The organism is Ruegeria sp., from assembly GCF_965243365.1.
Lineage (GTDB): Bacteria > Pseudomonadota > Alphaproteobacteria > Rhodobacterales > Rhodobacteraceae > Ruegeria.
In genome coordinates, this window is sequence record NZ_CBDEUW010000001.1 from 604,452 (window position 1) to 626,109 (window position 21,658).

Sequence of the window (21,658 nt, forward strand, 5' to 3'; positions counted from 1 at the left end):
ACCACGATGTCTCTGTCATCAGATAAAATCACCTTGCGCCAGTTGCAGATTTTTCTGGTGGCTATCGAGACCCGCAGCTTTGTGCGTGCTGCCGAACGGTTGGAACTGACCCCACCCGCCGTATCGATGCAAATGAGCCGTCTGAGCGAAGCGCTTGGCGCGCCCCTGTTTGAAAAGTCCGGTCGTTCCGTCATCCCCAGCCAGATTGCAACTGCGCTGGTGCCATATGCGGAACGCATGACGGAAACTCTGGCCGAGGCCGTGGATGTGGTTCAGATCATGCAGGGCAAACTGGATCACAGGGTTCGGGTGGCCATGGTGTCCACGGCGCGCAATTTCGGGCCGCATTTGCTGGCTCAGTTCCAGCAGGAACATCCCGATTGCGATCTTCAATTCAAGATTGCGAACCGGCGTGCCGTTATCGAGATGCTGGAAACCGACCAGATTGACCTGGCGCTGATGGGCCGCCCGCCGCGGCGGCTTGAGACGATTTCGCATCAGTTTGCCAAGCACCCTTATGTCCTGATCGGCCATCCGGACCACCCGCTGGTCCGTTCAAAGCGTATTCGAAGGTCAGATTTGCCCAATCATCGTTTTCTGGTGCGTGAAGCGGGGTCCGGAACTCGCATGGTTCATGAGCATTTCTTCTCTGAATCCGATCTGCCGCAGCCCAAGGCGCAAGAGATGGACAGCAATGCGAATATCAAACAGGCCGTGATGGCCAATATGGGACTGGCCTTCATCTCGGCCCATACGATCGCGTTGGAGCTTATGGCGGGCAAGCTGAAAATCCTGAGTGTCGAAGGGATGCCAGAGTTCCGCGATTGGTTTGTTCTTCACAAGCGCGAAAAACGGCTGCGGCCTGCAGCGCGGACATTCCGCGACTTCGTCGATCAGAAAGGGCTCGAACTGATGCAGGATTTCTTCAAAGACGCCGGGATTGCAACATAGCCTGCGCACGCGCCACGATTGGTGGGTCAATCATCTTGCCATCCAGCATGACAGCGCCAAGACCTTGTCTCACAGCCATATCGAATGTTTCCACGACACGAGCGGCGTGCTCAAACTCGGCATCGCTGGGGGTGAAAACACGGTTCACGACATCCACCTGCCGGGGGTGGATGCACATCACGCCGTCAAAACCGATGCTGCGCCCAAGTTCGATACAGCCCAGATACGCGTTCATGTCGTCGATTTCAGCGATGCTGCCCGGTAACCCGATTGCCTGCAGACCCGCCGCCTTGGCCGCGAAGATCAGGGACTGAGCCGGCCCCTGCAAAGCAGTAACAGACGGCGGGAATCCGCAATCGGTCGAGAAATCCTCGGTTCCGAAGGCCAGCGCGGTCAGGCGGGACGAGGCCGTGGCAATGGCAGGCACATCCAGCAGAGCTTCGGCTGTTTCGATCAGGGCAATCAGACGGGTTTTGCCCTCAGGCAACTTAGCCTGTCGTTCCAGAATCGACAGATAGTCACCGATCAGACGCAGGTGATCTGCGCCCATGACTTTGGGCAGCATGACCGTGTGAATGCCTGACAGGATCGCGGCCTCAAGATCACGAACGCATTCGCCAAGATCGGCATTCACCCGAGCGATGACTGGCATCTTGTGCGAAGCCAAAAGCGCTACAGCTTTGGCCAAACCATCGCGCGCCATCTGCTTCTGGTCACACGGCACGCTGTCTTCAAGGTCCAGCAGAATGGTATCCGCGCCCCGTTGGTGGGCACGGGCGACAAGGGACTCGCGATGGGCCGGGGTGAACAGGTAAGAGCGGATCATGCGGGGACGGCTTCTGCAAACTCCGTGCGGATTGTTTCTGTGTGCTCACCCAGCGCGGGCACGCGGCCAAAGCGCGGGGCTTCCGGGTCAAAACTGTGTCGCACGGGCGCGGCAACGAGATGCGCCTCTTCCCCGGTTTCCAGCGTGACTGGCGTGCGGCGCAATTGGGGATGATCGGCAAATGTGCTGACCGAATTCACGGCACCATACGCTATGGCTGCGTCGAACAATTTGGACTCCAGCTCGGCGCGAAGATGAGATGCAAAAAATTCCGCCACGATGCCGTCCAGTTCTGCCCTATTGGCCACCCGCTGCGCGGCATCACAGAAACGCGGATCTGTGGCCAGTTCGGGTTGCCCGATCACGTCAACGCAAAGCCGTTTCCATTCGCGTTCATTCTGGATCGAGATTGCCAGAACCTCATTGTCCGCAGTTGTAAAACCACCATAAGGCGCGATGGAAGGGTGATGCAGCCCCACCGGCTGCGGCGCTTTGCCTGCGTAAACCGTGTGCATCAATGGAACCGTCATCCAGTCTGCGGCCGTGTCGAACAGCGACAGCTTCACTGCGCTGCCTTTGCCGCTGATACCGCGCGCAATCAGCGCCTTCTGGATACCGATAATGGCGTTCATACTGGCCCCGATATCGCAGACCGAAACGCCAATACGCCCCGGGTGACCGGGTGCGCCGTTCACAGCTACCAACCCGCTTTCGCATTGCACCAGAAAATCATAAGCCTTCATGTCGCTATAACGACCGTCCTCGCCATAACCGCTGATATCGCAGGTAATCAGGCGTGGGTTGCGTTTGCGCAGAACGTCCTCGCCAAAACCCGCGCGGGCGATGGCGCCGGGCGCGAGGTTCTGGATGAACACATCCGCCTTGTCGAGAATCCGGTGCAGCAACGCGGCATCGTCGGGGTTTTTGATGTCCAGACACAGGCTTTCCTTGCCGTGGTTTGCCCAGACGAAATATGAAGCCGATCCTTTCACCGCGCCGTCATATTTGCGGGCGAAATCGCCGGTATCACGCTCGATCTTGATGACGCGCGCGCCGCCCTGCGCGAAATGGCAGGACGCCAAAGGGGCGGCAACCGCCTGTTCCAGTGAGACTACCAGAAGGCCTTCATAGGGTTTCAACGGAGTATCGGTCATGCGGCAGCTCGTGTTTGCAAAAGGGCCAAGGTGCGGTGCATTTCGTTGGCCACAATGGTCATGCCCTCGTCAAAGCCCATACCGGGTTTGACCAGCACGCGGTCGGGTCGCGTGGCCATCGCGGCATGCAGGCAAGCTCGGGCCGAGATATCGGTCTCGTTGCAGGTACCGCCCTGATAAGCGGCAACGCCATTGGCCTTGCAATACAGCACCGCATCAATTGTGTTGTGTAACGATCCCAGATCGGGGGTCTTGATCTGAACCATGTCGCAACACCCGGCATCGACAAATTGGATCACGTCCTCGACCGTGTTGCACCATTCGTCAGCGACAATTTTGACAGTGCTGCCCATTGCCTTCAGCGCAGCGCGAATGTCACCCAACAGCGCGACCTGCGCGTCTTGCGCCCCGGCATCCGCAGGACCTTCGATATATAGGTCAAACGGAGCGGCACGACTTTCCAGCGATGCCAAGTATTCGGCAATCCGGTTCGCGTCGTTGTTGAAAATCATCCCAACGGTTCCGTAGACATCGATATGCAGGGCAGGGTGGTAACTGGGGTCGGTGCGCAAATCCTGAATACGGCGGGATAGCCAGGTGACGTATTCAGCCAGTTTGCCACCATGTTCGCCCAGCTTTTGCGGGATGTTGTTGATCAGACCGTGGGGCAGGGCGTCGACTTGTTTCAGCACCATTTTGTCGACAGCTTCATAGCGGTTGTCCCCGCTTTGACCAAACAGGCGCAGGGGGGCGTGGACAGGTTCCAAACCCCATTCCTCGCAGATGACCTCGAACTTCATCTTACCGGCAGAGATAGCCGCCGCAGACAACAGGGCCTGCGACAGACCATAGCGGACGGCCGTATGAAGGGGCTTGCCGTTCACCTCCACAGCATCGAAGAACGCAGCGCTTTCGCGGAAACTGCGAATGTCGTAGCCGGCCAGCAGCGGGGTTAGGTTCTCTTGCAGAAAGGGGATGATCTGGTGTGCCAGAAACAAAGGGTCACGCCCGGCAGCGCCGGAATACTGGACTGCGGCGCAATCGCCTTCGGCGATTTGTCCGTTCTCAAGCTCCAGCAGGATCGAGACGCTTTCACCATATTGGCGAACCTGCGCGAAGCCTTCGGTTGTTGCCGGGCCGCAATAGACAAACCCGTCCTGCTTGGCGCCCTGTTTGATCGCCGCCTGGTCGTCAAAGTAGTATGAGGCGAGCCCGGGTGCAAAAACGACATTCTTGATTTTCATGATACAGTTTGAACCTTAGGCAGCGGCCGAGGGGCGACCGATCAGTTTGCTGGCGGAAATGGCACGTACGTCGTCGACCACCATGTCAAAGGAGACCTCTCGCCCTTCCGAACGTGCCCGTTCGGCAATCCGATCCCGGTGAAAGGCCATCACGTCCTTGGGCAGCGGTACATTGCCGGTTTCGAAAATGCGCAATGCACCATGGTTGTCGCGTACAGGGGTCAGCTTGCCCGCATTGCTAATGGCCGGAGCGAACGGAACATCCATAACGCCGGATTCAAAGGCCAGCACGGCCCCGCGCGCGATATCCCCTTTGCCAAGCTTCAGAACTGCGCGCATGACGGCGTGAACCTCAGCCTCGATGATCTCGACCTCTGTCAGGATCTCGTTGCCGTCGTTGCGGTTCTGGTCGGCGATCATGTTCACCATCTGACGAGTCGCCTTCAGCCCGGCCTGGTTGGCCTCAAGCGATGGGATGCCGCTGGCCTCGTGCGGGGTTTTGACGATGATTTTGGTGGCGCGCGCCTGTTTGGCCGCAAGCGCCCCTAGACAGATGACTGCGGTCGCTTTGGCCTCGTCTTCGGGGAAACCCCCCATCCACTGATGGAACACCGTGGTCAGGCTGTAATCTTCATAACCTGCGTTCTGGAAATAGTGATGCCCAAGACGCCGCAGCGAGCGCAGTGCAGCAACATCCTGAACCAGATTACCTGCCTGCCCGTAGCCCAGCGTGATGCAGCGCACGCCCTGTTCCAGCGCCAGCAGCCCTTCGATGATGGCAACAACATGGGATACAAAAGGCGGAACCAAGGTTCCGGTCAGCGGGCCGAACGGCTCGCGGTTGATGCGCACGCCATGTTCTTCAAATCGACCTACAAGCCGGTCGCAATATTGCCAGTGCCGGATCGACTGTTCCAGCGGGATATTTTTGGCATAGGGGATGTTATAGGAAATCCCGCCACCTTCATATGAGGAGAACCCGGCGCTGAGTGTCACTTCAGCCAGCAGGCGGGCGTCGGGTGTGCCATGACGTACCTGAATCGGTTTTGCGGCTATATCCACCAGTTGCTGGCAACCGCTTACGCCGTGATTAACAGCCGGAAACCCGTTCAGCAGAGATGTACCAGCCTTGCGCGACCGGTCGATACCCTCCTGCGCCTCGTCATAGCGGTTGTGGCGAGTGTAGGCATCGATTGTGGTGGGCAGGACATCGCAAAAGGGGGCCAGGCCCTCCATCAGTGCTGTGTGTTCACGCAACAGCGCCACACCCGCGCGCGGTTGCAACAAGGTCTTTCCCGTCTCATCGGCGTCGGCCAACGCCGCCGAAAACTGTTTCTCAACCTGCAGGGCCGATTGGCGCGCGACGCCCGCGTCGAAGTCCACTTCGGCACCGGTGTGCCAGGATTGCAATACAGTTACGCGTTCAGCGTCAAAAACGGCATCGGGCAGTTGGCTGTTGGTTATTTCTGGCGCGCCGCTCATATCTTAAACTGCCTTTTACAGAGCGGCCCAATCGGCGAATTTCACCGAAACAGCGCCCGAGTTATGGCCCAGCTTTGGAAGGCGGTTCAGCTCGATATCGTCTTTCAGCAACCTGACAACGTCATCGATGTTGACCGATGCGGGGAACACTCGGTCATACCCCATATCTTCAAAGCGCGCTTTCACGGTTTCAAAGTCCTGCTTGCCGATCACCAGATTGCCGCCGACATACAGAAGGATATTGCCGATCCCGGCTTGGTCGCAGCGATCGCGCAGGCCCTGACAATCAATCTCACCATGGCCATAGATTGATGAAACCAGAATGGCATCGGCATTCTCGGCAATCGCCGCCGTCACGAATTCTGTCTGGCTGACCATCACCCCAAGGTTGACAACTTCGATACCGGCCCGGGTCAACAGGCTGGTCAGAATCTTGTTTCCTACAGCGTGGCAATCAGCTCCGATTACACCCAGAACCACTTTGTATGTCGTATTGGCGTCAAACATCTTGGACTCTCTCTCTGTCGCGCTGTTCATTGTGGTAGCGAGCGAGAATCGTATCGTAAAGAAAAATGACTTGGTTTTTTCTTTAGATAAATATTCCTTATTTGTTGAGCAGTGCGTGATGGAGACAATGAATGGACTGCCACTGCAAGCGGCAGCTTGCCGGACCCCCGAGAGAAACCGGGCACCGTTCTATTGATGGACGGTGAAAAGGCTAGACAAGATCAGCCACACAGAACGCATATCCCCGGGGGCAACCGACTAACTCGTGCGCCCCAACTTTGCACACTCAATGAATGTTCGGATTTCGCGATCTTTGTGGTCTTCAACACTGAGATCCGTTCTCATGAGGTACTTGAGACCAGAAGACAGCTCGTTGGGAAGGTCAGCCACTTTATGCGCCAGTTCCAGGCCCCGCGTATAGGTCGCTTCTGCCCCTTCGGTCAGATAGTTCGCCAAGCCCCATGCGCGCGCGGTTTCAGCGTCTAGTTCCCCGTCCAGCAGGGCCAATTGCAATGCGCGCGCCTGCCCAAGCCGTGCAGGCAATAGGCGTGTTATTGCAGCATCTCCGGGCAACCCGATCTGGGTATAGGCATATATGAAGCGGGCATCGGACGCGGCGACCACAATGTCACTCGCAAGAGCTATCGCAAGTCCGACACCTGCGGCGGCGCCTGTGACAGCGGTAATCACGGGTTTGCTGCAGGTCTCGATCGACCGGATCAACACGTGAGACGGTTCCTGTATCGCGCGTGCAGCGGCAAATCCTTTTTGTGCCGCCAAAAGATTGTCGTTAACGAGGTCAAAGTCACCGCCCGCACAAAAGTGGGGTCCGTCCCCTGATAAAAGAACAGCCCCAATATGATCGTTGCGCGATGCGTCCGAAAAAACCGAGGTCAGCTTGTCCGACATCGGCAGACTTATGGCATTTGCTTGTTTAGGGCGCTTCAGTTTTACGGCCAGAACCCGGTGGTTTTCGATGACTTCGATTTCGGGCACCAAGCTCATGGTCAGGAGATCGTTTCTTCGGAATACAGGCTTGCAGTTGAGTATTCCGGGATACGACCGGACGGATGGCGAAAGACCTGAGAGATCGGCAGAGGCAGGGCGTCCAGCTGGATTCCGTCCGGGCCTTCGACTTTGCGGGTATAAAGGCTGCGGTGTTTCGCATGATTGGATTCCATGGCCTCACTCAGCGTACTGACGAGGCTGACGCAAGCATCGACACCCTCAAATCGCTTTTCCCAGGTCTCTGAAGTCTCTTGCAATACTATAGCGCGCACCTGATCGCTTGTGGCGGTAAGGGGCAGTCCGACTGTGGCACAGAAGGCTTCCCAGAATTTTTCCTCGATCGCGCCAACAGCCAGGAACCTGCCATCCTTTGTCGCGTACAGGTCATAGCGCGGCGATCCTCCGGTCAGCATCTCGCCGCGTGGACAGGGGTCAGCCCCTGTCGCTTGTCGACGGGCCTGAGCCTGTATCAGCAGGGTCGTCGCCCCGTCCGCCATCGCAATATCCAGATGAGAGCCCTGTCCTGTTTTTTCCCGCTTCAGCAGCGCGAGCAGAATATTGATGACCGAGGCAAAGGATCCACCAGCGATATCGGCGACCAATGCCGGCGGCACACTGGGTGTCTCAACGGTTCCGGGCGACATTGCCAGCAGACCCGATTCCGCCTGATAATTGATGTCATGCCCGGCCTTGCTGCGGTTTGGGCCGTTTTGCCCGTAACCAGTGATCGAGCAATAAATCAGCTTTGGATGGGTCGTTTTCAGATCTTCGTAGCCCAAACCATATTTGCCCATGACGCCGGGCCGGAATCCTTCCACCAGAACATCCGCTGTTGCAATGATCTTTCGAACCTGTTCAAGGTCAGATGCATTTCTCAGGTCGGCAGCAAAACAATCCTTACCAGCGGTCAATACGATATGTTCCGCGTTCACCCCGCCGACATACGGCGGCAACTTGGCCATCGGGTCCCCATCCGGTCGGGTTATGCGGATCACATCTGCCCCGGCTTCCTGCAGCATCAGGGTCGCAAGCGGGCCAGGTATCAGTGACGAAAAGTCGACAACGCGGATTCCTGATAGGGGTTGATCGGCGGTACTCATGATATGCGCGTCTCCTTATCGGCCCAATATTTTTCCCGCAGCGGCTTTTTGTCGATTTTTCCAGCCGGAGTCAGGGGCATGGCGGTGATGGTTTCGATGCTTTTGGGGCATTTGTAGCCCGCCAGAAATTCCCGGCAGAACGCGATCAGTTCGGTATCTGCACGGGGTGTCTTCAACTCGACAATTGCGTGAACGCGTTCGCCCCATTTTTGATCGGGCACCGCGATAACCGCTGCATGCGTCACGTCGGAATGGGCGTTGAGAACATTTTCAACTTCGGTGGAATAGACGTTCTCGCCCCCGGTAACGATCATGTCCTTCGACCGGTCGACAAGCGTCAGATAGCCATCGTCGTCGAATTTCCCGATGTCGCCAGTATTGACGTATCCGTCTTTGACAGCGGCGTTGGTCTGGTCGGGCAAGTTATAATAACTGTTCATGATCGCCGCGCCCAAGGCATGGATTTCTCCCGGAGTTCCAATCGGTACGTCACGGCCATCGGAGTCTGTCAGCCGGATCTTCACCCCGTCAACCGGTTTGCCAGCGGCGCGTAGGATTTCTGGTCTTTCGTTCAAGGCGCGCAGATGATCTTCGTGCTGCAATAAGGTCAGTGGGCAAATCTCGGTCTGACCATAAGCTTGCGTCAGCCTGACATCCGGCAATACATCAAGAACCCGCTTCAGCAGGGTTTCCGAAATTGGCGACGCGCCATACATCAGATTGCGGACACTGGCGAAAAATCCTGCGTCAAAGCCTGGATCGTCCAGCAACATCTGAATCATGGTTGGCGCCAGAAACAGGGTCGATGCCCGGTAACCGATCAGTGTCTCAAAGACATCCTTCGGTGAAAAGCCGGGCAGGGGCGCACAGCTGGCACCAACGATCGCTGTCGACCAAACCATCCCTGACCCGCTGATGTGGAACATCGGCGCGGTCAGCAGGCTGGTATCGTCTTTTTTCAGGTCCAGGACCTGCGAAACAACCTGACCATTTGCGATCATCGATCGCGACGACAGTTCAACGCCCTTGGCTCGGCCGGTTGTTCCGCCAGTGTACAGAATCGTTTGAGTCCGATCTGCGTCCGTCTGCACACGCGGCGCTGGCTTGGCGGAGGGGGCATCGATGGCCCCGTCCAACGCAATTGAGACGATGCGGTTTTTCCACTTTTCGGGCCAGTTCGCCGTGGCGTCAGCATAAGTGGGGCTCACAAGAACGATGCGTGCATCGCAGTCTTCCAACTGATCGATCAGCTCCTTGCCAGCAAGGCGGGTGTTGAGGGGTACAAGAATATTCCCGCCCCAGGCCGTCCCGTGAATCGCCACGATATAGCCGGGGCTGCTTTCCGATAGCAGGGCGACCCGGTCCCCCGGCTTTATGCCCAAAGCCAACATCGCGCCGGAAAACCGCTGTGCTGCCTGAAGCAGATCGGCCCATGTCATCGCGCCCTGCCTGTGCTTGATCGCGATTCCATCCGAAATGCGCGATGCGTTTCGGGTGATCAGGTCTGCAAAAGTCATACGCCCTCCTCATCGTCGCAGATGCGACCGGGTATGCTGGTCTGTGGCACGGTAGATGCTTTTAATCAATCAATCAATAGAATTTTAATTCAAGACATTCCCGATGAGGGCCTGCCCTTGGCGTATGGCTATGTAAAAATTACTATTTTTAATAATCTCCTCATGCCAATCTCGCGCCCATCTGGTAAGGGTCGCTCGCCATTCGATGATTCACGGTACCACTTTTCGGGAAATTCTTCTTTGACAGCAGCACATAAATAAATTAGCCTATTAATAACTGAGGATGGGAGGCTCCGGAATGCAGAACGTTTTGTGGATCATGGCTGACCAGCTACGCTGGGACTATCTGTCCTGCTATGGTCACCCGCACCTGCATACTCCGCATATTGATTCATTGGCTGAACGCGGCGTCCTGTTTCGCAACGCTTATGTGCAATCTCCTGTCTGTGGGCCGTCACGCATGTCCTATTACACAGGGCGATATTGCCGGTCTCACGGCTCTACCTGGAACGGATTTCCACTGCGGGTGGGGGAGCCGACCCTGGGCGACCATCTGCGCGATGTCGGGGTACGGTCGGCGCTGGTTGGCAAGACTCATATGAAGGTGGATGTCGAAGGCATGCGCCGCCTCGGCTTGAGTCCCGAATCAAACGCCGGGGTTCTTGCGTCTCAATGTGGTTTCGAGCCGTTCGAAAGGGATGACGGGGTTCATCCCTATACACTGCCCGGAGCAGGCAAAACCGCCTATGACGATTATCTGAGGTCCAAAGGATATGAGTCTGAAAACCCCTGGAACGACTTTGCGAATTCCACGGTGGATGACAAAGGCGACATCCTGTCAGGCTGGCTGCTGAAAAGCTCTCCCGGGCAGGCAAACATCGCTGAAGAAGACAGCGAAACACCCTATATGACCCGCCGCGCAATGGATTTCATGGCCGACGCGGGTGATCAGCCGTGGTGCTTGCACCTAAGTTACATCAAGCCGCATTGGCCTTACATCGTGCCAGCGCCTTACCACAACATGTATGGGCCCGAGCATGTCCTGCCGGTCATTCGCAATGAGGCCGAGCGCGAGGCAGCACACCCGATTTACGACGCCTTTATGGAACAAGGCCTGTCCAAGGTCTTTTGGAAAGAGGAAACGCGCCAGGCCGTCATCCCCGCCTATATGGGCCTGATTAAACAGATCGACGACCAGCTGGGCCTGCTGTTTGCCTTCATGGAAGAGCGGGGTTTGATGGACAACACGATGATCGTAGTGACATCGGATCACGGCGACTATCTGGGTGACCACTGGCTAGGCGAAAAAGACCTGTTCCATGATGCTTCCTCAAAGACACCTCTGATTATTTACGACCCGCGCAAAGAGGCGGACGAGACACGGGGGCAGGTTCGAGATGAGTTGGTCGAAGGCATTGATTTGGCTCCAACCTTCCTGTCCTATTTTGGTGGTGAGGAGCGCCCCCACATACTGGAAGGGCGGGACCTGACGCCATTGCTGCACCAGCCGGAAGCACCCGAAAACTGGCGCCGTTACGCCGTGTCGGAATACGACTATTGCGGTCGCCTTGTGCCCGAGCAGTTGGGTATCCGTCAGGAAGACGCCCGGCTTGTCATGCTGCGCGACGATCGGTGGAAGTTCATTCATGCCGAGGGATTCCGCCCCATGCTCTACGATCTGGAAAGTGACCCTGATGAGTTGGTTGATCTGGGGGCAAGTACCGATCCTGAGCATGTAGAAGTCATCGCCCGGATGGAAGCAGCGATGAACGCCTGGGCACGCCAGCATCACAATCGGATCACAGTCGATGCGGCGTTTATCTCTCGTATTTCAGGCACGGAACCACCGGGTTGCTATATCGGTTTCTGGGATGAGCAGGATTTCGAAGACCGGCTGGGCTTCCCGTTCTCGGATACGGCCGAGGCTAGCGTAGAGAAAAAACTCGCTGAACCGCTAGAGAGCGCAGTTTCGGAGGGCAAGAAATGAGTGTGCATCTTGCAATCGCCCGGGCGGCACAGCAATCCGGGCACGTTGCCGCCGTTCGCGGATACGGGTTTGAACGCAATTGGGCGGAAACCGGCGACCGGGTCGCGCGTCTGGCCTCTGGGTTGTTGTCTGCAGGATTGTCTCGCGGAGACCGTCTGGCGCTGCTGGCTGGTAACAGTGCTGAGCATATGGAACTGACCTACGCGGCCATCTGGGCGGGTATCATTGTCGTTCCAATCAATACTCGTCTTTCGACACCGGAAATGTGCCAGATACTGGGCGACTGTCAGGCGCGCGGTATTGCATTTGACAATCTCCACTCCGGGGCGGGGCAGGCGGTCGCGGCAGAACTGGGCCTGCCAGTTGTGATGGGGCTGGATCAGGTTGAGGCGTCGGTAAAATTCGACGAGCTTCTGACAAGGGAAGCCCGACCGCCTGTCGACGCCGGAGGGAAAGACCTGCTGGGTCTGTACTATACAGGCGGCACTACCGGTCGCCCGAAGGGGGTTGAACTCTCGCACGCCGCGTTTGAGCTGACTGCGATGGATCAGGCTTACGCCTTGGAATGCACAGGCAGGTCCGCCTATCTGCATGCCGCGCCGTATTTCCACTTGGCCGATTGTTCGGTCGGAAACTCGATCACATATGTGCAGGGTACGCATGTTTTCAGTGATGACACATCCTCGGCCGGAATACTGGATGCCATCCGCAACCTCGGCGTCAATTTTCTGAGTATCGTACCGACCATGTATCAGGATCTGATCCAGTTAGCTGCTGGTGACCCGATACTAGAGCAGATCGAGAACGCTGTTTACGGCGCGGCCCCCATATCCGAAGGGCTCCTGAAACAGGTTCTGGCTGCGTTCCCCAACGCGCGTTTCAAGCAATGCTACGGGCAGACCGAAGTTGCCGGAGCCTGCGTTGTTCTGCCGCCCGAGGCTCATGTCCCCGGTGGCTCAAAACTGGCCACAGCGGGCAAACCCACGCTCAGCGCGCATGTCAGGATTGTCGATGCCGATGGTCATGAGGCTCCGCGCGGGGTTGCGGGTGAAATCATGGTGGCAGGTGATCGGGTAATGAACGGCTATTGGGGCCAGCCCGAAAAGACGGCGGAGACCGTTGTGGATGGCTGGCTGCATACAGGCGATGTTGGGGTCATGGATGAAGACGGCTATGTGGCCGTGGTTGACCGCTTGAAGGACATGATCGTCACCGGTGGCGAAAACGTTTTTTGTGCCGAGGTTGAAAACACATTGTCAGTGCATCCGGATGTAGCTGCGGTTTCCGTTGTTGGCGTGCCGGATGACAGGTGGGGCGAGGCGGTGCATGCCTTCGTGGTCGTCGCCGAGGGTCGGGTGCCCGAACCCGCCGATCTGATCGCCCACACAAAGGCGCAAATCGCCGGGTACAAATGCCCCAAAGGCATAAGCTTTATCACAGAATTGCCACTCAGCGGCGTTGGAAAGGTACGCAAGGACGCCTTGCGCGCGCAGTGGATCTCAATGAACAAGGATAGCAGCGATGTTTGATGACAGCAGGCGTCCGGTCTTTAACGAAGACCACAACATGTTCCGTGACCAGGTTCGTACCTTTCTCTCACGCGAAGTGGAACCGTATCACGAGCAGTGGGAAAGGGACGGAATGGTCAGTCGCGAGGTCTGGGACAAGGCCGCCGAGGCCGGTATCCTGTGCCCAACCGTGGCCGAGGAAGATGGTGGGCTTGGTCTTGATACCCTGTTCAGCGTCGTGATCATCGAAGAGTTGGGGCGCATTGGTGCCAGCGGTCCGGGATTCTGGATTCACTCCGAAATGGTGGCGCCGTATATTCAGAACTTTGGGTCAAAAGAACAGCGAACGCAATGGCTGCCCAAGATGATCTCGGGCGAGGCCATTGGCGCAGTGGCGATGACTGAACCCGGGGCTGGATCGGACCTGAAGGGTATCCGCAGCTCGGCGCGGCGCGAAGGCAACGGTTGGCTTTTGAACGGTCAAAAGGTGTTCATCTCGAACGGTCAGATGGCAGATGTGGTTGTCACCGCCGCCAAAACAGAAGATGGCCGAATTTCGCTGTTTTTGGTTGATGCCAAAATCGATGGTTTCCGACGCGGCAAAAATCTGGACAAACTGGGCGCTCATGCGCAGGACACGTCCGAGCTGTTTTTCGACAACATGCACCTGCCAGCCGATGCCCTGCTGGGTGAAGAGGGCAAAGGGTTCTCGTATCTGATGCGGGGGCTTGCGCGCGAGCGGATGTCGATTGCCGCATCCTGTGTGGCCAAAGCGGAAGGAGCTTTTGCCAAGACCGTCGATTACGTGAAGGATCGCCGCCTGTTCAATCAAGGCCTGCTGGAATTTCAGAACACACGTTTTGCCCTTGCGGACGTCAAAACTGAACTGACCGTAGGCCGGGCTTACGTGGATGACCTTCTACGCAGGTATATCGAGGGCGATTTGGACGGCGATACCGCTGCCATGGCCAAGCTGTGGACGACCGAGATGCTGGGCCGCACGGTCGACGCCTGCCTGCAACTGCATGGCGGCTGGGGCTACATGAATGAATACGCCATTTGCAAGGCCTATGCCGATGCAAGGGTCGAGAGGATCGCGGGCGGCGCGTCCGAGGTGATGCGCGAAATCATTGGCCGCACGATCTGAGTTGAAATTATCCGGAACATGAGCAGACAGATGACGATTATCAAACGCGAAGACCGGGACGGTATTGCCGTTCTGACATGGGATCAGCCGGGCTCGCCCGTCAATACAAAATCGCAAGAGGCTCTGGATGCCCTTGCCGCTGCTCTGTCAGGCGTTTTGGCAGATGACACTGTCACGGGCGTTGTGCTGGCTTCGGCCAAGAAGGGGTTTGTTGCAGGCGGTGATCTGCGCGAGCTTCGCGCGGTAACCGACCCGGATGTGGCGCGTGGCATGGTCGCCGGGGTTCGCCTGACATTGCACGCCATGGAAACCGGCGGCAAACCTGTCGTTGCCGCGCTGAACGGCGCGACATTGGGCGGAGGGTTGGAGTTGGCGCTTGCCTGCCATGCCCGGGTGGCCGATCACACGGCGCTTTTGGGTTTGCCCGAAGTCACGCTTGGTCTGATGCCAGGTGCAGGCGGAACTCAGCGTCTGCCCCGGCTGGTTGGTCTGGCCGAAGCGCTGCCGATACTGACCAGCGGTCGTCCGATCAAAGCAGACAAAGCGCTTGAAATCGGGCTGGTGTCCCAGGTCGTAGATCATGCCGATCTGGTCGATGCCGCCGTTTCGCTGGCCAGGACAGTGGCACCGTCGCAGCCTTGGGACGGCCAGGGATCCACGGAACTGTCTGATGAGGATCAATCGCTGCTGGAAAAAGCGCGGGCGCGGGCGCAGAAACGCACTGCTGCGCCGGATCTTGCGGAACCTGCAATTGTTGATGCCGTGGCGCGTGGCCTCGTTGCCGATTTTGAGACGTCGCTGGATATCGAGGCCGAGGCTTTCGCCGGGTTGGTCGTCTCGGATGCCGCGAAGAATCGAATTCGCACGATGTTCTTTGCTATGAATGACGCCAAGGCGATCCGGATGCGCCCGCAGGATGAGCCGACCTACAAGATCGATACGATTGCAGTCGTCGGCGGCGGCACCATGGGCAGCGGAATTGCCTTTACCGCAGCTTCCATGGGCGTGAACGTTCGTCTGATCGAGGTTGATCAGGCCGCACTGGACCGCGGGCTTGGATTTATCGCCAAAACGGCGGGCCGGCAGGTCAAAGCAGGGCGCATGCCGCAAGACAAAGCCGATGCCATCGTTGCACGCGTGACCGGTCAGGTGGGCTATGACAACCTGTCCGATATCGATGCCGCGATCGAAGCCGTTGTCGAGATCGAGGCGGTCAAGGCCGACGTCTTCACCAAGCTCAGCGCGGCAATGCGGCCCGGGGCGCCGATCGCGTCGAACACATCGACCCTGCCTATCACAACACTTGCCAGCTATTGCGCCCGACCCGAGGACTTTTTGGGCACCCATTTCTTTGGTCCCGTTGAGCGGATGCCGCTGGTCGAAGTCATCCGGGGCGAGAAAACAACCGACGCCACGCTGGCGCGGGCGCTGGATCTGCTTAAGATCATGCGCAAGACACCTGTTGTGGTAAATGACGGGCTGGGCTTTTACACCAGCCGGGTCGTTGCCGCCTATACAGGCGAGGCGATGACTTTGATCGCCGAAGGGGTCGATCCGCAGGCAATCGACCAGGCCGCGACGGACTTTGGCATGATCATCGGCCCCTGCACGATGAACGATATGACCGGTCTGCCTTTGCTGACCGACATCTTCCGTAGCGCCTTCAGCGATGCGTCACGTCCCATCGTAAACGGGAACCGGGCTATCGAGGCGCTGGAACGGCTGACAGAAGCAGGGCGAACCGGACGCCGAGACGGGGCCGGGATCTATGACTATGCCGAGGATAAACCGCAGCCCTGGAATGGAATCGCCGAGCTGTTCCCTGCAAACGGTGCACCGCTGAGCCAGCAAACCATCACTCAAAGACTGATGCACGCGCAGGCCTTGGAAACAGTCCGCGCCATGGAAGACGGAATCGTGACTAATGCCTCGGATGCGGATGTTGGGTCGGTCATTGGCTGGATGTTCCCGAAGGGTATGGGTGGCGTTCTATCCTATGTCGATACTTTGGGCGCAGAACGGTTTGTGGCCGAATGTGATGCCTTGGCTGACACTTACGGAGGCCGGTTCGCAGTGCCGCAAACGCTGCGCAAGATGGCTGAAAGCGGCGACCGGTTTCATGCGGTATGAAGTGGTTGCTATAGATTAAATATATTGACTTATAGATTGTTTTCATCCATCCTTAGAAAAGAGGATGAGGGCAGATAACCTATAAGTCAGTAGTGGGTTTTGAGGGTCGCAACAATGTAATCTGAAAAACTGTCAGGGTCGGAGGTCAGAGGGTAGGCATTCAGACTGCAGGTAGAGGGAAAAAATAAATCGCTCTATTTGACCGAAAGAAAGCTAAACCGGCACTCTGTAGAAAAACCAGCCCGGTCAGGAGTTCTTAATCTGCAAATGGGAGGAGTTACCAAATGCAAGTACTGAAAATGGGTGCGTCCGCGCTCGGACTGGCCATTGCGGTGGCTTTGTCAACCGCGACAAGCGTGGCGGCCGAGAAGGTCACGCTTAAATTCGCGTCATTCACGCCGGCAAAAGGCTTCAACTATGATGAGGTCATGATCGCGTTTCTTGACAAGGTTGTTGCCGACAGTGAAGGCACGCTGGACTACAAGGCGTTCCCCGGCGGAACTTTGGGCAGAAACCCAAGCGAGCAGCTTAAGCTGGTTCAGGACGGGATTGCCGACATCGCCTTTGTTGTGCCGTCCTACACCGCGGGCGCATTTCCAAACTGGGGCGTTACCGAAATCCCCGGACTGGTTCTGAACGTCGAAGAAAGTGCCATCGCATTGCAGCGTGCGGTCGAGGATGGGATCATCGAGACACCTGAAGGCGTTGAGATGGTGGGCGTCTTCTCATCCGAGGTTAATTCGCTCCATGGCACGTCGGAGTTCACCAGCCTTGACGACCTGAAAGGATTGCGCATCCGCGCCATCGGTAAGCCTCAGATCGAAGCGATCAACCGGCTGGGTGGTACGGCGGTATCGAACCTGCGGGCGACGGAAGTGGCCGAAGGGATCAGCCGCGGTACAGCCGACGCCACAGTGATGGGACACATCGCGCTTGAATCTTTCCGTGTCAAAGACGCCACCAACAGCCATATCCGCGTTCCGATGGGCGCTGTTGGCCTGTTGCTGCCGCTGAACAAGGACACCTGGGACAGTCTTCCTGAACCGGCCAAAGCGGCCTTCCGTAAGCATGGTTATGCCAATTTTGCCAAATTCGCCGGCGAAGGCTTTGCCCGCGGAAACGCAGAGGCAGCGGAGCGGATCTACAGCCGCGAAGGCGAGACCGAGCTTGTGGTGACCGACGAAGTGATGGCCGATTTCCTTGGTCGCATCGGAGACGTTGAAAACGTCTGGATCGACGGTGATCCGGAACGCCAGAAGGTGTACGACTACTTTGTCGAGACACTGGAAGAAATCCGTGCCGGAAGCTGATAACAGAACACAGGAGGGGCTCACGCCCCTTCTGCCGCGGGAACATCCCTGGCGGGATCGCCTGGCAAACACCATTGCGGTTTTGTCCATGGCAACCTTGATGGTCTATGTGGCCTTCATTACCGTCAATGTGATCGCCCGCTATATCTTCAACTCACCTCTGCATTGGATTCCTGATCTGGGTGAGTTGCTGGTCCCCTTTGCACTCAGCCTTTCATTTCCGGCTGCGGCGATGCAGGGCGCGCATCTGTCCATTCAGTTTCTTGGGAATTGGCTGGGCTCTGCGGTTTTCCGGGCTCTTGAACTTCTTGCCCGCGTGATCACAGCGGCCTTGCTTGCGGTGATTACCTGGAAAGTGACCGAATACACCTTCGAGCTTTATGAAACAGGCCGCACAACCGTGCAATTCGGGATCAGTATATGGCCGATTTGGGCCGGGGTCTCTTTGGGGTTCGCACTGTCCGTGCCGGGCATGTTCTTCTCTCCATTAACGACGCCGTCCGGAACGGTTGAATAGAAGACAGGGAATGGATTGATGGTAGATCAACCAATTCTATGGCTGGCCTGCGGTATGCTGGCGATGTTCAGCATGATCGCCTTGCATGTGCCAATCGGGGTCTCCATGGCCATTGTAGGGGTCGTGGGCTCAAGCATGATCCTGGGTGTGGGGCCCGCGTTGTCCTTGCTGGCGGTTGAACCCGCAAGTGCGATATCCAGCCTGGATCTGGCATCGATACCCCTTTTCCTTCTGATGGGCAGCCTTGCCGCATCTGCCGGGATCTCCTCGGACATCTATAACGCTGCCAGCAGCTTTATCGGCCATCGTCGCGGGGGGCTGTCTATGGCGACCGTCGCCGGATGTGCCGGGTTTGGTGCAATCTGCGGCTCGTCAGTTGCGACCACAGCATCAATGGCCAAGATCGCGCTGCCTGAGATGGAAAAACGGGGCTATTCATCCAGCCTTGCGGCGGGTTCGATTGCGGGCGGTGGCTCGTTGGGTATCCTGATCCCGCCGTCCATCATCATGGTGTTATATGCCGTTCTGACCGAGCAATTCGTGTTGGATCTGTTTGCAGCGGGGGTGATCCCGGGCATCATCTCGGTCATACTGTACTTCATCGCGATCAGAATTGTGGCCTACCGCAACCCCGAGGCGGCCCCGGCGGGCGACCGTGTGGGCTGGTCCGGTCGCTGGGCGTCCATCCGCGCGGCTTGGCGCGCGGCAACGATCATCGTTCTTGTGACTTTCGGGATCTACGCGGGCGTCTTTACGGTGATCGAGGCGGCCTCGGTCGGTGTATTCGTCACCTCGGTTTTCTGGGTGTTTTCGTCAGCCCGAAGCTGGAAGACACTGGCCGGAATCCTCAAAGAGACAGCGGCCACCACCGGCATGATCTTTGTCATGGTTGTGGGCGCTCATACGCTCAGCTACTTTGTGACGCTGACAGACGCGCCGAACATTCTGGTCGATACGATCTCGAATGCAGGGCTGCCACCGTTGGGCATCATCTTCTCGCTGCTGTTGATCTATCTGGTATTAGGTGCGGTCTTCGAAGCGGTTGCAGCCATGGTTCTGACGCTGCCGTTTGTGTTCCCGCTGATCCTGAACCTGGGGTATGACCCGATCTGGTGGGGCATTATCAACGTGATGATTATCGAGATCGCAGCCGTTACGCCGCCGATCGGAATCAACCTGTTCGTCATGCGGGCGGTTGCGCCGCATCTTGCGCTGAAGACGATTATCCGTGGGGTAACGCCGTTTATCATGGCGGATGTCGTCAGGATTACACTGCTGATCCTGTTTCCCGCAGCAGCAACCTTCCTGCCGCAGCTTCTGAGGTAGAATGCATGCAGCTCAGATCGGCACAGGACCTTTCCGATACGTAAGAGGATCAAAAATGACCGCATCACTTGAATCCCTTGGGCTGTCCAGGTCCGATCTGCCCCTGATCGTTTCGCCTATGTTTCTGGTGTCGAACCCGGATCTAGTGACGGCCTGTTGCCGGAACGGCGTTGTGGGTAGCTTTCCAACCCTCAATCAGAGGACGACCGAAGGCTTTGATGCCTGGTTGAAGGAGATCAGTGCAAATCTGGATGCGTCGGAAGGTGCCAATCCGACCTACGGCGTGAATCTTGTCGTGCATAGCTCGAACCCCAGACAAGAGGCGGACCTTGAGGTCTGCATCGAAAACAAAGTGCCAGTGATCATCACATCGCTGGGCGCGGTGCCCGAAGTCATCGATCGCGTGCACGCTTATGGTGGCATCGTGCTGCATGATGTCGTGAACATTCGACATGCAAGAAAGGCAGTTGAGGCAGGAGTTGACGGGCTGGTTCTGGTCTGCGCTGGCGCTGGCGGGCATGGTGGCCTGGCCAACCCCTTTGCGTTTCTGGAAGAGGTACGCGGCTTCTTTGACGGGCTGGTCGGTTTGGCAGGCGGAATCACGAGCGGGCAAGGGGTGGCGGCGGCTGTCGCTGCCGGTGCGGATTTCGCCTATGTGGGGACCCGCTTTATTCCCACGGTGGAAAGCATGGCACCAGGCAAGCATAAGCAAATGATGCTTGAAGCTGAACTTGCAGACATCATCTATACCGATGCAATCTCGGGTATTCCCGGCAACTTCCTGCGCCAAAGCATTGAGGCGGCAGGCGTGGATCCCGAGCTTCTTATTAGCCCGGGCAGGGTGGATCTGGGGTCCGAGCTGAAGCCCGGCAGCAAGGCCTGGAAAGATATCTGGGCCGCAGGGCAGGGCGTTGGCGCGGCGACCACTGTCGAATCTGCAGCAGATGTCATCCAGCGTCTTAGAGCAGAATATCAGGATACGATCCGGCGATTTCAAACCTACGCCGCTTGATGGCGCAGGCATGAAAGGAAATGGAGCGGTCACTGCTCTCTACCGCTCCATTTCCTCAAGTTTCACTGAATTTTAGGGTGCGATTCCTGATTTAGCTGGCTGAGTTTAGCCCCAACCGGTTACCGCCCCTTGAACTGAGGCTTTCGCTTTTCCAGAAACGCCGCGACGCTTTCCTGAAAATCCTCGCTTTGCCCCAGAAGGTCCTGCTCGATACGCTCCTGTTCAAGTTGTTCGGCAAATGGGGTGTCAGCAGCAGCCCAAAGCAACCGTTTCGTGCCCGCAACAGCCAGCGGCGGGAATTTTGCAATCTTTCTGGCATAAGACAGGACGGTATCGTGCAGCGCCTCAGGGGCGGTTACCTCCTGCACCAGGCCTAAGTCCAGGGCCTCTGTTGCGCTGACTTTATCACGGGTCAGTGCGAACTTCATTGCGCCGGAACGGCCCAACTTCTCGGCCAGCATCGCCGTGGCACCCAAATCCGGCACAAGACCACGCGCGACGAAGGCAAGCGAGATACTGGCGGTATCGCTGGCAACAGCAAAGTCGCAGGCCATCACTATGCTCGTCCCCGCACCGGCTACGCCGCCCTCGACAGCCGCCACAACCGGCACCCGGCAATTGCGAAGCTTGTGCGCTAGCCCGAAGGTAAGCTCAGCAGGCACGTTGTCGTCCAGCGAAAAGTCAGGGTCGGAAAATAGTCGGGGGTCCAGATAGACCCCGGAACAAAACGCGCCATTGGCACCGGTCAGTATGACGCAGCGCACATGGGCAAGACTGTCATCATTCTCGATCCGGTCGAACGCGGCATGCAGGTCTTCGCAGATCGGGCGGTCCAACGCATTCCGTGTATCCGGGTTGTTGAGGGTCAGCGTGACAATGCCTGTATCATCAACATCAAATTCGGTGCGGGATTGTCCCATGGCTTGCTCCTG

Annotated in this window: 18 protein-coding genes; 9 read left to right on the forward strand and 9 right to left on the reverse strand. The window is 57.4% G+C overall.

The features are described from left to right. The first annotated feature begins 6 nt into the window (after positions 1–6). Positions 7–951, forward strand: coding sequence for a LysR family transcriptional regulator (locus ACP0GE_RS02750; protein WP_424830469.1), 945 nt, complete (start codon positions 7–9; stop codon positions 949–951). Here the strand turns inward: ACP0GE_RS02750 and ACP0GE_RS02755 are convergent. The 8 genes from ACP0GE_RS02755 to ACP0GE_RS02790 form a co-directional block, all read right to left on the reverse strand. Then, positions 926–1,777: an HpcH/HpaI aldolase/citrate lyase family protein gene (locus ACP0GE_RS02755; protein ID WP_424830470.1), complete on the reverse strand. Its 852-nt coding sequence runs from the start codon at positions 1,775–1,777 to the stop codon at positions 926–928. The two genes, ACP0GE_RS02750 and ACP0GE_RS02755, sit on opposite strands and share 26 nt — an antisense overlap. Next, positions 1,774–2,931: a CaiB/BaiF CoA transferase family protein gene (locus ACP0GE_RS02760; RefSeq protein ID WP_424830471.1), complete on the reverse strand. Its 1,158-nt coding sequence runs from the start codon at positions 2,929–2,931 to the stop codon at positions 1,774–1,776. Before ACP0GE_RS02760 ends, ACP0GE_RS02755 begins: the two co-directional genes overlap by 4 nt. Then, positions 2,928–4,175: a methylaspartate ammonia-lyase gene (locus ACP0GE_RS02765; RefSeq protein WP_424830472.1), complete on the reverse strand. Its 1,248-nt coding sequence runs from the start codon at positions 4,173–4,175 to the stop codon at positions 2,928–2,930. The genes ACP0GE_RS02760 and ACP0GE_RS02765 overlap by 4 nt, the downstream gene beginning before the upstream one ends. 15 nt (positions 4,176–4,190) lie before the next feature. Next, the gene (locus ACP0GE_RS02770; protein WP_424830473.1) at positions 4,191–5,657 is read right to left on the reverse strand and encodes a methylaspartate mutase subunit E; all 1,467 of its coding nucleotides are present in this window, start codon (positions 5,655–5,657) and stop codon (positions 4,191–4,193) included. A gap of 15 nt (positions 5,658–5,672) precedes the next feature. Further along, positions 5,673–6,164, reverse strand: a complete 492-nt coding sequence (glmS, locus tag ACP0GE_RS02775; RefSeq protein WP_424830474.1) for a methylaspartate mutase subunit S — start codon at positions 6,162–6,164, stop codon at positions 5,673–5,675. A gap of 258 nt (positions 6,165–6,422) precedes the next feature. Next, positions 6,423–7,169 (reverse strand): enoyl-CoA hydratase/isomerase family protein, encoded by a 747-nt coding sequence (locus ACP0GE_RS02780; RefSeq protein ID WP_424830475.1) that lies wholly within the window; start codon positions 7,167–7,169, stop codon positions 6,423–6,425. Between the two features lie 2 nt (positions 7,170–7,171). Then, positions 7,172–8,272 (reverse strand): CaiB/BaiF CoA transferase family protein, encoded by a 1,101-nt coding sequence (locus tag ACP0GE_RS02785; RefSeq protein WP_424830476.1) that lies wholly within the window; start codon positions 8,270–8,272, stop codon positions 7,172–7,174. Continuing rightward, positions 8,269–9,789, reverse strand: coding sequence for a class I adenylate-forming enzyme family protein (locus ACP0GE_RS02790; protein ID WP_424830477.1), 1,521 nt, complete (start codon positions 9,787–9,789; stop codon positions 8,269–8,271). Before ACP0GE_RS02790 ends, ACP0GE_RS02785 begins: the two co-directional genes overlap by 4 nt. A gap of 298 nt (positions 9,790–10,087) precedes the next feature. On the opposite strand from ACP0GE_RS02790, the gene ACP0GE_RS02795 reads away from it, so the two are divergent. The 8 genes from ACP0GE_RS02795 (at position 10,088) to ACP0GE_RS02830 (ending at position 20,726) form a co-directional block, all read left to right on the forward strand. Further along, positions 10,088–11,776: an alkaline phosphatase family protein gene (locus ACP0GE_RS02795; protein ID WP_424830478.1), complete on the forward strand. Its 1,689-nt coding sequence runs from the start codon at positions 10,088–10,090 to the stop codon at positions 11,774–11,776. Beyond that, positions 11,773–13,305 (forward strand): AMP-binding protein, encoded by a 1,533-nt coding sequence (locus tag ACP0GE_RS02800; RefSeq protein WP_424830479.1) that lies wholly within the window; start codon positions 11,773–11,775, stop codon positions 13,303–13,305. The genes ACP0GE_RS02795 and ACP0GE_RS02800 overlap by 4 nt, the downstream gene beginning before the upstream one ends. After that, the gene (locus ACP0GE_RS02805; protein WP_424830480.1) at positions 13,298–14,431 is read left to right on the forward strand and encodes an acyl-CoA dehydrogenase family protein; all 1,134 of its coding nucleotides are present in this window, start codon (positions 13,298–13,300) and stop codon (positions 14,429–14,431) included. Before ACP0GE_RS02800 ends, ACP0GE_RS02805 begins: the two co-directional genes overlap by 8 nt. A gap of 30 nt (positions 14,432–14,461) precedes the next feature. Beyond that, positions 14,462–16,561, forward strand: coding sequence for a 3-hydroxyacyl-CoA dehydrogenase NAD-binding domain-containing protein (locus tag ACP0GE_RS02810; RefSeq protein ID WP_424830481.1), 2,100 nt, complete (start codon positions 14,462–14,464; stop codon positions 16,559–16,561). Between the two features lie 284 nt (positions 16,562–16,845). Next, positions 16,846–17,871 (forward strand): TRAP transporter substrate-binding protein DctP, encoded by a 1,026-nt coding sequence (gene dctP, locus ACP0GE_RS02815; protein WP_424830482.1) that lies wholly within the window; start codon positions 16,846–16,848, stop codon positions 17,869–17,871. Positions 17,872–17,959: 88 nt separating this feature from the next. Then, positions 17,960–18,388: a TRAP transporter small permease gene (locus ACP0GE_RS02820; protein WP_424830483.1), complete on the forward strand. Its 429-nt coding sequence runs from the start codon at positions 17,960–17,962 to the stop codon at positions 18,386–18,388. A gap of 18 nt (positions 18,389–18,406) precedes the next feature. Further along, the gene (locus ACP0GE_RS02825; RefSeq protein WP_424830484.1) at positions 18,407–19,714 is read left to right on the forward strand and encodes a TRAP transporter large permease; all 1,308 of its coding nucleotides are present in this window, start codon (positions 18,407–18,409) and stop codon (positions 19,712–19,714) included. Between the two features lie 55 nt (positions 19,715–19,769). Next, complete coding sequence (locus ACP0GE_RS02830) at positions 19,770–20,726, forward strand: NAD(P)H-dependent flavin oxidoreductase (RefSeq protein WP_424830485.1); 957 nt, start codon at positions 19,770–19,772, stop codon at positions 20,724–20,726. A 119-nt stretch (positions 20,727–20,845) separates the two neighbouring features. On the opposite strand, the gene ACP0GE_RS02835 is transcribed toward ACP0GE_RS02830, so the two are convergent. Continuing rightward, positions 20,846–21,646 carry an enoyl-CoA hydratase/isomerase family protein gene (locus ACP0GE_RS02835; protein ID WP_424830486.1) on the reverse strand — a complete coding sequence of 267 codons (801 nt, stop codon included), beginning with the start codon at positions 21,644–21,646 and terminating at the stop codon, positions 20,846–20,848. Between the last annotated feature and the right edge of the window lie 12 nt (positions 21,647–21,658).